Origin of the sequence: Clostridium sp. CCUG 7971 (assembly GCF_017590215.1) — a bacterium.
In the GTDB taxonomy this organism is placed as follows: domain Bacteria; phylum Bacillota; class Clostridia; order Peptostreptococcales; family Peptostreptococcaceae; genus Faecalimicrobium.
In genome coordinates, this window is sequence record NZ_JAFFPK010000114.1 from 1 (window position 1) to 12887 (window position 12887).

The 12887-nt window shown below is 28.0% G+C and carries 10 protein-coding genes; 1 reads left to right on the forward strand and 9 read right to left on the reverse strand.

What is annotated here, in order from left to right:
• From JWF52_RS14150 to uvsE, 8 genes are all read right to left on the reverse strand, one after another.
• Positions 1 to 1258: PTS transporter subunit IIBC (locus JWF52_RS14150; RefSeq protein ID WP_208334193.1), on the reverse strand; the 1258-nt coding region annotated here is incomplete at its 3' end.
• 277 nt (positions 1259 to 1535) lie between these two features.
• A complete protein-coding gene (locus JWF52_RS14155) occupies positions 1536 to 3815 on the reverse strand; it encodes a glycoside hydrolase family 65 protein (protein WP_208334194.1) in 2280 nt (759 codons plus the stop codon).
• Between the two features lie 28 nt (positions 3816 to 3843).
• Complete coding sequence (pgmB, locus tag JWF52_RS14160) at positions 3844 to 4509, reverse strand: beta-phosphoglucomutase (RefSeq protein WP_208334195.1); 666 nt, start codon at positions 4507 to 4509, stop codon at positions 3844 to 3846.
• 113 nt (positions 4510 to 4622) lie between these two features.
• Positions 4623 to 5624 carry a LacI family DNA-binding transcriptional regulator gene (locus JWF52_RS14165; protein ID WP_208334202.1) on the reverse strand — a complete coding sequence of 334 codons (1002 nt, stop codon included), beginning with the start codon at positions 5622 to 5624 and terminating at the stop codon, positions 4623 to 4625.
• A 247-nt stretch (positions 5625 to 5871) separates the two neighbouring features.
• Entirely contained in the window at positions 5872 to 6690 is an 819-nt protein-coding gene (locus tag JWF52_RS14170) for a carbohydrate ABC transporter permease (protein WP_208334196.1), read from the reverse strand.
• On the reverse strand, positions 6690 to 7580 hold the full coding sequence (locus JWF52_RS14175; RefSeq protein WP_208334197.1) for a carbohydrate ABC transporter permease: 891 nt from the start codon (positions 7578 to 7580) through the stop codon (positions 6690 to 6692). Before JWF52_RS14175 ends, JWF52_RS14170 begins: the two co-directional genes overlap by 1 nt.
• An 87-nt stretch (positions 7581 to 7667) precedes the next feature.
• Positions 7668 to 8978 (reverse strand): ABC transporter substrate-binding protein, encoded by a 1311-nt coding sequence (locus JWF52_RS14180; RefSeq protein ID WP_208334198.1) that lies wholly within the window; start codon positions 8976 to 8978, stop codon positions 7668 to 7670.
• Positions 8979 to 9148: 170 nt separating this feature from the next.
• A complete protein-coding gene (uvsE, locus tag JWF52_RS14185) occupies positions 9149 to 10108 on the reverse strand; it encodes a UV DNA damage repair endonuclease UvsE (RefSeq protein ID WP_208334199.1) in 960 nt (319 codons plus the stop codon).
• A gap of 236 nt (positions 10109 to 10344) precedes the next feature.
• Here uvsE and JWF52_RS14190 point away from each other — a divergent pair, with 236 nt between their 5' ends.
• Positions 10345 to 11916 carry an oligosaccharide flippase family protein gene (locus JWF52_RS14190; RefSeq protein ID WP_208334200.1) on the forward strand — a complete coding sequence of 524 codons (1572 nt, stop codon included), beginning with the start codon at positions 10345 to 10347 and terminating at the stop codon, positions 11914 to 11916.
• Positions 11917 to 11950: 34 nt separating this feature from the next.
• On the opposite strand, the gene JWF52_RS14195 is transcribed toward JWF52_RS14190, so the two are convergent.
• Entirely contained in the window at positions 11951 to 12829 is an 879-nt protein-coding gene (locus JWF52_RS14195) for an alpha/beta fold hydrolase (protein WP_208334201.1), read from the reverse strand.
• Between the last annotated feature and the right edge of the window lie 58 nt (positions 12830 to 12887).

Sequence of the window (12887 nt, forward strand, 5' to 3'; positions counted from 1 at the left end):
CAAAGTTTACTAAGTCCATAGTCAATCCTGCTTTAATTAACATTGGAGTACGAGTCAAAAATTCTATAAAACCAAATGAATGTACTCTTAAATTTATTAAATCTGCTAAAGCAAATGCAAGACCTGTAAGTATTGCATACACCACATATAATACTGGTGATATAAACATAAACATAAATTCTATTGGTTCTGTAACTCCTGTTAAGAAGCATGCAAGAAGCGCTGATAAAAATATTGGTTTATATTTTTTTAATTTATCACTATCAACATTCTTATACATTGCAATAGATATACCTGCAAGTGATGCTGTAGATAATATTACTTGACCCGCTTTAAAACGAGCTGGTGTAATAGTTGTTAATAAATTATTATATCCGGCTATATTTCCTGCATCTTTTAAATTTATTAAATCAGTTATCCAAGCAAGCCATAACGGATCTTGGCCTGCAACCATAGTTCCTGCTGCTGAACCTGTTATTATTTCATATACTCCACCTAACTCTGTATAATTCATTGGAACTGTTATCATATGATGAAGTCCAAATGGTAATAATAATCTTTCAAGTGTCCCATATACAAATGGAGCAAGTACTGGTGCTGTATCTTTAGATGAAGCTATCCACATACCAAAAGCATTTAAAGCACCTTGAACAAATGGCCATATTATTGATAATACTATTGACGCTATTACTGAAGCAATTATGACAACAAAAGGTACAAAACGTTTTCCATTAAAGAATGCTAATGCTTGAGGTAATTTACTAAAGTTATAGAATTTATTATATAATACCGCTCCCATAAATCCAGAAATTATACCGACAAATACACCCATATTAAGTGCTGGAGCTCCTAGTATTGATGTAAAGTAATCTTTAACTAAAAGTTCTGCTCCCGTTAGTGATGTTACTGTCGCTAAAGGATCAGCTAACATATCTGAAGTTACTCCAAATATTGATCCTGATACACGATTTATTAATATAAATGCTATAAGAGCTGCAAATGCTCCGCCTGAACGTTCTTTTGCCCAAGATCCCCCTATTGCTACTGCAAATAAAATATGTAAATTCCCGATTATACCCCAACCTATATCCTCAACTACTCTAGCAATAGTAGTTATAAGTTGCATATCTGATGACATGCCTATAAGCTTTCCTATTGAAACCATAAGTCCTGCAGCTGGCATAACAGCTATAACTACTAATAATGCTTTCCCGAATTTTTGCCAAAAATCAAAAGATCCTAATTTAATCTTACTCATATTCCCCTACCCTTTCTTTTTATTATAAGTTTTATTTTATGCAATCGATTGCTCAGACAACAAAAAAATATAAGAAATTTTCTTAATTTTTATTCTTTTATATATTGATTATAGCATCCGGTGAAAACATTTTCAAGTTTTTTCAACTTTAATTTTAATTTTTAATTATTTTTATATAATTTTAATAAAAACTTATGCAAACGATTGTCTTTATTAATTCATAATAAATAAAAAAACTGATTAGATACACTAATCAGTTCTTTTATAGTAACTTAGTTTAAACTTCTAATTTATCATTAACTATATACTTATTTCCATATATCACTACCTCTATAGGGTTTCCAACTAAATTTTCTATACTTATTAAATCTTTATTTACAGAAACCTTCAACTTATTATCCCTATAATTAATATTAAAAGAATATCCTTGCCACTTATCTGGAAGTTTAGGGTTAAAACTTAAAGTTTCTTTATATGTTCGCATTCCTGCAAATCCTTGTACTATAGATAACCACGCTCCTGACATAGAAGTTATATGAAGACCATCTTCAGTATCATTGTTATAATTATCTAAATCCAATCTTGCAGTTCTTGAGTATAGCTCATAAGCTTTATCTAAATTATCTATTTCAGATGCTATTATAGAATATATACATGAAGATAATGATGACTCATGTACTGTATATGGCTCATAGAAGTCAAAGTTTCTTTTCTTTTCCTCTAAACTAAACTCATCTGAAAAATAATACATTCCTTGCAGTACGTCTGCTTGTTTTATAAAGCAAGATCTTAATATTTTATCCCATGACCAATTTTGATTTAAAGGTAGATTTTCTTTAGGTAAATCTGATACTTTTATAAATTCTTTATCTAAAAAATCATCCTGTTGGACAATTATATTTAATTCTTCATCATAAGGAAGATACATTTTATTAGCTATGTTTAACCACTTTTCAACTTCTTTACTTGAAACATTATTTCTTTTTACAGATTCAATACATTCTATCTCTAATTTTTTTATATTTCTAACAGCATATTCCAAACTCCATTTTGCAATATAGTTAGTGTACCAGTTATTATTCACATTATTATCATATTCATTTGGTCCTGTAACTCCATGAATCATGTATAACCCTTTTCTAACTGATAAATGGACTCTACTTGCCCAAAATCTTGCAACTTCAACTATTACATCTATACCTTTTTCTTTTATATATTCATAGTCACCAGTATAATTTGTGTAATTATATATTGCATATATAATACTTCCATTTCTGTGAATTTCTTCAAAAGTTATTTCCCACTCATTATGGCATTCTTCACCATTGAATGTAACCATTGGATATAAAGCACCCTCTAATCCCAATTTCTTTGCTTGTATTTTAGCTGGCTCTAATTGATTATATCTATATTCTAAAAGATTTCTAGATACTGATTTATCGGCAACTCCTAAATATACTGGTAAACAATATGCCTCTGTATCCCAATAAGTAGCTCCTCCATACTTTTCCCCTGTAAACCCTTTTGGACCTATATTAAGTCTTGCATCTTCTCCATAATATGTTGAAAATAGTTGGAATAAATTATATCTTATACCCTGCTGAGCTGATTTATCTCCATATATTTTTATATCAGCAGTTTCCCACCTTTTATTCCACTTGTCACTATGTTCTTTAATTAATGCTTCATAGCCTTTATCTATCTCTTTAGATAGTATTTTATTACATTTATCTAAAAGTTCATTCTCTTCATAATCTCTTGTAGTAGTTATTGCTACATATTTTTCAATTGATATTATTTCATCTCTTTTTATATCAAATATTAACCTATTTTCGCTATAACCTTTTTTGTTCATATAGCTTAATAATTTGCTATTCTTATTAGCACTTATATTCATAGTAGCGCCTATAGTAAATACTTCTGTTTTAAATAAATTTTCCTTAGTTTTTGCTATTAAGCTTCCATAATTTTCTTTAGAATCTGATGATATATGAACCCAAAAATCTTCATCATAGTTTGAATCTTCATTTTTAACATTTGAATCTAAATATGGTCTAAATGTTATCTCTCCATCAAAGTTTAATGCTTTTACATCATATTTTATAACTGCCATTTCTTTTTTAGCTATACTTAAAAATCTTACAACATTTACTTCTATCTCTTTTCCACAAATATCTGCAATAAATCTACGAGTTAACACTCCGTTTTTCATATCTAATTCTCTATAAAAATCTTTAACTTTTACTTTACCTAAGTCTAAAACTTCTCCATCTACAAATATGTCTATTCCTATATAATTTACGCTATTTGGAACTTTGCCAAAATAGTTAGGATATCCGTTTTTCCACCAGCCCACGCGAGTTTTATCAGGGAACCATACTCCTGCTATATATGAACCTCTGTGACTATCTTTTGAGTAACTTTCTTCGTAGTTACCTCTCATTCCCATATAACCATTACCTAAACTCATTATTGATTCTGCTAATCTATTTTTATTGAATTCTATACTATTTTGAATTATTTTCCATTCATCTATATTATCAAATAAACGTTTCATAAAATCCCCCCTTTATAAATTACTAAAACTATAAATCTTTACTATATTTTTCAACTATTTTTTCAAAGATTAATTCGTCAGTATCTTTTACAATATACTTAGCCTTTTTTAATATCTCAAAATTTCCTACTCCTACAGAATACATTCCTGCTTTATTTATTGATTCTATCCCAGCACTTGCATCTTCAATTCCTATACAATTTTTAGGATTTACACTTAATCCTTTTGCTGCCATTAAAAATATATCTGGCGCGGGTTTACTATTTTCACATTTTGATGCATCAGATATAAAATCAAAGTAATCTATAAGTTTTAAATTATTTAGTACCTTTATAGCATTTTTACTTGCAGATGCTAGACCTATTTTTATGTTATTTAATTTTATACTTTCTAATAGCTCTACTATTCCTGGCAACACATCTTTTGGATTTATATTTTCTATTAAAGATACATAATAATTATTCTTATCATCTGCCATTATTAATTTTTCTTCCTTATCGAAATAATTCTCTTTTTTGCCATGAATTAATATTCTTTCCAAAGATTCCATTCTACTTATTCCCTTTAGGCTTTCATTGAACTTTTCATCTATATCTATTCCTAATCTATCCCCTAGCTCTTTCCACGCTAGATAATGAAAATGAGCTGTATCTGTTATAACGCCATCTAAATCAAATATAAAAGCTTCTATCATGTTTGCTTCCTCCCCCTTTTTAGACAACCGGTTGCATAGTTGAGTAAAAAATGCAATTACATTTATATAAATAACCAATTTAAATAAGTTATTTATATAATGCTTTTGCATTTTTACTTAAATGATTCTCTTTCTATAAACTCTGTATTTACAATATAGTGAGTATTAGTACTAATATTAGATTCTAATTTTTTTATTAGTAATTTTGCTGCGTAATATCCTAGTTTATCTGCGTTTATATGCACAGATGATAGTGGTGGAGTTTGATACTGAGCCAGCTGATTGTTATTAAATCCTACCAATGCAATATCATCTATACTATTGTCTTTAAGCATATTTCCTGCTCCAAATGCTAATAAATCATCTGTTGCTACTATTGCACTTACTTTACTTTCTTTAACTAATAAATTAGCTGCATTATAACCTTCATTTTCATTAAATTGCAACTTATGTATAACCAAACTTTCATCATAATTTATTCCATTAACTTCAAGAGCCATTTTATATCCTTTTAGTCTATCTCTAGACATGTTTAGGCTTTTCATAGCCCCTATAAACCCTATCTTCTTGTGCCCTTTTTTTATAAGTTTATTAACTACATTATACATAGCTTGAAAGTTATCATTATCTACCCATAAAACATCTTCAGTACTTTCAGGTCTTCCTATAGCTACAAATGGAAAATTTATTTTTTTTAAGTATTTTATACTTTCATCATTTTCATTTACCCTTAAAAGAATAATTCCTTCCACCAAATTAGCTGCTGTTATTTCCTTTATACTTTCAGTTTCTGTTTTATCACTTTTACTAAATGCATAAGTTATATAGTAGTTTTTACTTTGTGCATATAAACTCATTCCTTTCATAGCATTTATGAAAAATGGATTTGTAAGTAAATCATCAGCTTCACTTGGTAACACAACTCCTAGTATTCGAGTCTTATTATTAGCTAAACTTCTTGCAATAGGATTTGGCTTATAATTTAATTTCCTTACTGCCTCATGAACGCGTTCTTTAGTTTCATCACTTATTCTAGGATTATCAGATAACACTCTCGATACTGTAGATGTAGCTACTCCAGCTTCCTTTGCTACGTCTTTTATAGTAATTTTAATCATGCTCAACTATCCTCTATATTATTCTTTCTATTTTATTTTATATATAACTTAATACTTTCATATCAGTTTTACAAATTTTTTCTTTTTAAATATATTTAATATAAATTAAAAATATTTATAGTTATAATTATATCATACTTACTAAATACATCTCTATCCATTTATTTAAAACGTCTATTCATGGATAAATTATTTATAAATATCTAACTTATATATTTTCAAACTAGTATGTTTTACTACAACTCTATTTTATACTTCCTGATGTAACACTTTTTATAATATGTTTTTGAGCAAAGAAGTAGAATAATAGCACTGGTATTATAGTAAGAACTAATCCTGCTAAAGCTAAATCCCATTGTTTTGTGTATTGTCCAAAGAAGAAAAACATTGAAAGTGGTATTGTTCTTGTGCCTGGAGTATTTATAACTAATGATGGTAATAAGAAATCATTCCATATCCAGACTGTATTTAGTATTGCAACAGTTATAGATATTGGCTTAAGTAATGGGAATATTATATATCTAAATGTTTGCCACTTAGTACACCCATCTATTAAAGCTGCTTCATCTAATTCCTTCGGTATTCCTTTTACAAATCCATGATATAAAAATATTGCTGATGCGCACCCAAAACCAATATACATAAATATTATCCCTGGAACATTAAGAAGTTTTAATTTTCCCATTATATTTATAAGTGGTAACATTATTGATTGGAAAGTTACAAGCATTGATGATATAAATAAAAATAGTATTATATTACTTAATTTAGAACTTGTTCTTTGTAACATCCATGCCGCCATAGATGCAAATAATATTATAAATACTATACTTACTATTGTTATAAGTAAAGAATTACCTAAGACTTTTATAAAATCTAATTGCTCCCAAGATTTAGTATAATTATCAAGCATCAAACTTGATGGAAGCGCTAGTGTACTTTCAAATAATTCACCTTTTGATTTAAAAGAATTTACGATTATTATATAAAATGGAGATAAACATACTAAAGCTAATATTATGCCTACTATATCTAGTCCTATTTTACTAAATTTATTTTTCATTATGCCTCCACCTCGTCTTTCTTAGTTAAATAAACTTGCACAAGTGTTATTATTGCAACTAATACAAAGAATATTACAGCTTTTGCTTGAGCTAAATTCATCTTATTATATGAAAATGCAGTTTGATAAACATTAAGAGCAAGCATTTGAGTTGCATTTCCTGGTCCACCATTTGTAAGTGCTAAGTTTTGATCGAATAATTTAAACGAATTTGATAATGTTAAAAACAAGCTTATTGTAAATGCAGGTCTTATCATTGGGAAAGTTATAAGTCTTATTCTTTGCCAAATATTTGCTCCATCTATTTTAGCTGCTTCATTTAATTCAGGCGGAACATTTTGAAGTCCTGCTACATATATAACCATAACGTATCCTGACATTTGCCAAGCCATTATAATTACCATTCCCCAAAATCCTGTTGTTGAATTTGACAGCCAACCCATCATCCATTCTTGACCTAAAGCTTGACCTATTGAATTAAATACATTAACAAATATAAATTGCCATATAAATCCTAAAATTAACCCACCAATTAAGTTAGGCATGAAAAATATTGTTCTTAATAAATTACTGATTTTCGATTCTCTTGTTACCAAAAGAGCTAAAGCAAATCCTATAGCATTTATAGTAATTACTGATGCTACAGTAAATTTAGCTGTAAAGAAAAATGAATTTCTAAATCCTTCATCTGAAAATGCTTTTATATAATTTTCAAATCCTACAAAATTTATATCTGTAGAAATTCCATTCCAATCTGTAAATGAATAATATATACCAACTATTAGTGGAATAAATATTACAACTAAAAACGCAAATAAGCTAGGTCCTACAAATGCCCAAAAGGCTAGGTTATTTTTATTTTTACCAATTTTTTTAACTTTGTCACTCATATATTTCACTCCCCTTAGTTTTATAAGTTTAAAATTATAGGAAAGTATACCAATACTTTCCTATAACCTATATCATATTATTTAATGTTATTTTCTTTCTTCTGCCCAAGTAGCTTTTGAATTCTTAACTAAGTCTTCCCAAGTCATGCTTCCATCTAAATATTTTTGTAAATCAGCTCCAACTACATTTTCTCCCCATCCACTTGGGTATCCCATAAATACCCAAGGCATAGTTTTACCTTCATTAGAGTATTTTAATACATCGGCTGATAATGGATCTTTTGGTTGTAGTTCATCAGATTCATATCCTTTAAATGCTGGTATAAAATTAAAATCATTTATTATCATTTTTTTACCTTCATCTGAAGTATATAGCCAATTTAAGAAATCTTTAGCTGCATCTTTTTGAGCATTATCTTTATCTTTATTTATAGACCAATACATTGGAACTCCTACTGGTATAGAGTCTTCTACTACACCTTTAAGTGGCATTGGAAGTATACCTGAATTTTTCGCTACATCAGCATTAACTCCTTCTATTCCTCCATATGCCCAGTTCCCCATTTGAACCATTGCAACTTTTCCAGTTGAATATTTTTGTTCTACTTGCATAGCATAGTCAACACTATTTATAGATGGTAATTTTCCATCTGGCTTAAATGCATATGTAGTCTGTAAATCAAATAGATCTTTTAGTTCTTTATTATATTTAAATTCTAATTCTTTTGCCTTATATGCATCTGTTCCATCTTTAAATTCATTAGATAAAGCAACATTCATTAAATGTAGACCTGTTACCCATTTTTCTTTTCCTGGTACTGCAAATACTGCTTCAATACCTAACTCATCTTTTTTAGAATCTAAAGTTTTAGCTACATTTTCTAGAGCCTCAAAACTAGTTAAAACTGCTGGATCAATTCCTGCTTTTTTAAATACTTCTTTATTATATATAAATCCATACCCTTCTTGATTAAATGGCATACCGAATATTCCATCATCATTAGTTACTGCTCCTAATGTACCATCAAAAGCTTCTTTAACCCAAGGTTGGTCTTTTAAATTCTCTACTTTAGAGTTCCAATCTTCAACATCTTGAGGTCCACCTATATTAAATATAGTTGGTTCTTGGCCTGATTGAAATTTAGATCTAAGGGCTGCTCCGTAGTCGTTTCCACCGCCTACAGTCTCTATATTTATATCTACATTAGGATTTTTCTCTTCATAAACCTCAGCTGCTTTTTCTAGTGCATCTTTCGCTTCCACTTTAAATTGGAATATATCTACAACTACTTTATCACCCTCCTTAGCTGTACTTCCTCCACTTGAGCTACATCCAACAACACTAGCTCCGACTAATACTGTTACTGTTAAAAGACTTAGAATTTTTTTTAATCCCATATTATCGTCCCCCTAATTAAATTTTTAAGCAATCGTTTGCATCGCCTTATGTTTTCATTATAGCACTTCATTTTTTCTCGTGCAATCGTTTTTCCTTTTTTATTTATTTTTATTTTCTCAAATTAATGATACACTATTTGGTATATACCATTATATAGTGTATCACTTTATCAAAATTCTAATGTAGTTTCATCTATAAATTTAATATCTTTTCTTAACTTTTTTAAATCATTTATTAACTTTTCTAAAGTTAAATCTTTTTGCTTTGCTTCTATCATTACATCAAAATCTTTATTTGCCTTCTCCTTAGCTATATCTAAAAAATTCGAAAAATCAATTGCATTTATATAATCCGAATGCTTTCTATCATTTTCAAATTCTCTCGGGCTTGAAAAGTGAATTTTAGTAACTAACGTTTCATCTTTCCATGTATTAAATATTTCTACAAGTAAATCACCTATAAACTCTCCATCATTATTACAATTATGATGATGAACGTCTAATACCATTGGTAAGTTTATAACTTTGCAAATATTTAAAACATCCTTTGCTGTAAATATCTTGTCGTCATTTTCTAATATAATTCTTTCCCTTATTCGATTGGGAAACTTATCAATATTATCAATGAATCGTTTGATTGCTTTTTCCTTACCTCCTAAACCTCCTCCAATATGAATAACCATTTTCCCATCTTTATAATTTAATGCTTCAAATATATCTACTTGTTCACTTAAATTTCTTATTGTATTTTTTACTACATTTTCCTTATCACTATTTATTACATTGAATTGATCTGGGTGAAAATCAACTCTCATATTACTTTCTTTAATTATTCTTCCTATATATTTAAAGTCTTCTTTAAAATATTTTTTATAATCCCACATAACTTCTGGATGAGTTGATAACGGTATTAAATTAGATGTTATTCTGTAAAAATGTATATTATTTTCTATATTATATCTAAGTATTTTTTCAAGAGCATTAAGATTTGAATAGGTTACTTCTTTAAGTTTATTAATTTTTTCATCTTCTGTTTTTAATTTATTATACCTTGAATAAGTTAGTGTACTTGAAGAAGTTACTTTACCTAATTTTAAAGCTATTGCTACATATCCAAGTCTTATTTTCATAATATTTCTCCTTAAAATTTGAATGTAAATTTATTTTTCATTACTATAATCTTTAGTATTATCTATTTTTATTTAATAAATTATAATTTCTCATATATATAATATTTAAATATTAATTTACATATATATGAACATAGTACTTGTTTATAAGTTTATACTTTAAAATAAAAATTTACTTTAAACCACAATTGGCGAATTACTTTGCTTAAGTTTAAAAATATAAGGAGATAAACATTATGAAAAGAAAAAATTTAATACTAAATGCATTAATATTAACCTCAACTACCATGGCTGTAGGTTTTATAAATATGGGGTTTAGGGTATATTTATCTAATAAAATTGGAACTGAAGGAATGGGACTTTATCAACTTTTAATGAGTATATATATGATGGCAGCTACTTTAGCCATATCCGGAATTAGAGTAACTACTACTCGCCTTATAGCTGAAGAATTAGGTAGAAAAAATGTAAAAAAGATTAAGAGCATAATGAAAAATGCAATTATTTATTCTCTATTTTTTAGTTCTTTAGCAACCTTTTTAGTATTTTATAATGCTGAACTTATTGCTACTTCTTGGATAGGAGATGAAAGGGCTATAATCCCTCTTAAAATATTATCAGTATCATTACCTTTTTTTGGTGTAGGTGCATGTTTTCATGGATATTTTTATGGAATGAGAAAAGTTATAAAGAGTGTAACATCAGATATTATAGAAATTTCAACTTTGATGATTATAATATGTTCTTTTATAAGTATTACTCTGCCAAAGGGTTTAAACTATACTTGTATTTTAGTAACTACAGCTAATTCACTTTCTGTAATAATCTCAACACTTTTTTCCTATATAATGTACATATTTGAAAAGAAAAATATAAATAAAACTATAGCTTCAAGAAGTGATAGTTGTAGTCTGTTTGAGATATCTAAGATAGCGATACCTATAGCTTCAAGTGCATATATACAAACAGGTCTTAGAACAGTAGAAGATATACTAATTCCAAATGCCCTTAGATTATATGGGGCTTCAACATCAGCATCTTTATCTATATTTGGACTTATAAAGGGAATGGTTATGCCTTTACTTAACTTTCCTTCTATATTTTTAGCTTCATTTTCAACACTTATAATACCTGAAATTTCAGAAGCTAATGCACTTAATCAAAGATTAAGGGTAAATTCCATAATATCTCGTGTTTTTAAATTCACATTACTTATTGCTATATTCGCTTCTGGATTATTTATAATTTATTCTGACGAATTAGGAATGACAATTTATAATAATAACGAAGTTGGATATATGATACGAATATTGGCTCCACTTATACCATTTATGTATTTAGATAGAATTGTTGATGGTAGCTTAAATGCTCTAGACCAACAAATGAGTACTTTAAGGTATAATTTCATTGATATGGGAATAAGAATATTTTTAATTTTATTTCTAATACCTAAAAAAGGTATTGATGGTTTTATTATAGTTTTATTTACAGGAACACTTTTAAACTCTTTACTTAGTATAAATAGACTTTTAAAGGTAACTAAGCTTGATTTTCTTTTATTAGACTGGATAATAAAACCAACATTTTGTATAACATTATCAAGCTTTTGTACAAAATTTTTATTTAATTTACTTGGATTTAGCTCCTTAGTATTTATACAAATAGGCGTTGTTGTTATTTTTTATTTTATATTTCTTCTATTATCTAAGACCGTATTAAAAAGTGATATTATGTGGTTTATAGATGCTTTTAAAAATGATATAAAATCTGATAAAATTGGAGACTTAGGTGTATATAAAAGATTCTAGAAAAAAACTATGGATTATAATAATCCATAGTTTTTTATTGTTTTATTTTATCTAAAAATTTTACTATACTTTTAGAAGTAATATCTATTTGTTTTTCCTGATTTATTATAGCGTCATTGTCTCCTTTTTGTTTACCATAATCTCCAAATTGAGCATGATTTCCACCTTCAATTTCAACAAATGTGGCATCTGATGGTAATTTTTCTTTAGACTCTATAAGAGATTTAAAGTTTACAACACCATCTTTACTTCCCCATATTGAAATTACATCCATACTTAAAGATTTTAAATCATCATTCATAGGATATGATGCTAAAAGAACCACCCCGTCTACTAAAGTTCTATTATTACTAGCAAATTTAGCTGCAATAGTTCCTCCTAAAGAGTGTCCTCCTACTACCCAAGTGCTTATATCACTATTTTCTTTAATTACATCTTTTGCTTTGTTAGGAGAAAGTATCGCTAAATTAAGAGTTGGTTCAACTATAAAAACTTTATACCCCTTTTTAGCTATATCTTTACATATTGGTGCATATGATTCTGGATTAACCTTAGCCCCTGGATAAAATATAAATCCTTTTGTAGGGTTAGTGTTTGTAGGTGTAAATGTTATAAATTTATCCTTATTTACTATTACACTTTCATCACTTACTAATGCCAAATGCGCCATTGCTTGCGGTTTATATGAGTTATTTGCCCATATAAAAAATCCTATTATAGCAATTACTAAACCTGCTAAAATCCACCTCATTATATTTTTTATATTTTTATGGTTTATTATTTTTTTATTATTTTTTTCTCTAGTTTTATTTTCTTCTTCTACTTCATCATTTAGTATCGGTCTTTCTAGTTCCATTGTTATACTAAATGTTTCGTATAACTTTTTTTCTCTTGATTCTGCGTCATCACCCATACTATACCTCCAAACTCATTTCTATACTATTATAGTTTATCATATATAGAAATTTTTT

Excerpts from the sequence above, each read along its gene's own strand:
- JWF52_RS14195 (WP_208334201.1), bottom strand. The coding sequence starts at position 12,829 with ATGGGTGATGACGCAGAATCAAGAGAAAAAAAGTTATACGAAACATTT.
- JWF52_RS14155 (WP_208334194.1), bottom strand. The coding sequence starts at position 3,815 with ATGAAACGTTTATTTGATAATATAGATGAATGGAAAATAATTCAAAAT.
- JWF52_RS14170 (WP_208334196.1), bottom strand. The coding sequence starts at position 6,690 with ATGAAAAATAAATTTAGTAAAATAGGACTAGATATAGTAGGCATAATA.
- uvsE (WP_208334199.1), bottom strand. The coding sequence starts at position 10,108 with ATGAAAATAAGACTTGGATATGTAGCAATAGCTTTAAAATTAGGTAAA.
- JWF52_RS14190 (WP_208334200.1), top strand. The coding sequence starts at position 10,345 with ATGAAAAGAAAAAATTTAATACTAAATGCATTAATATTAACCTCAACT.
- JWF52_RS14180 (WP_208334198.1), bottom strand. The coding sequence starts at position 8,978 with ATGGGATTAAAAAAAATTCTAAGTCTTTTAACAGTAACAGTATTAGTC.
- pgmB (WP_208334195.1), bottom strand. The coding sequence starts at position 4,509 with ATGATAGAAGCTTTTATATTTGATTTAGATGGCGTTATAACAGATACA.
- JWF52_RS14175 (WP_208334197.1), bottom strand. The coding sequence starts at position 7,580 with ATGAGTGACAAAGTTAAAAAAATTGGTAAAAATAAAAATAACCTAGCC.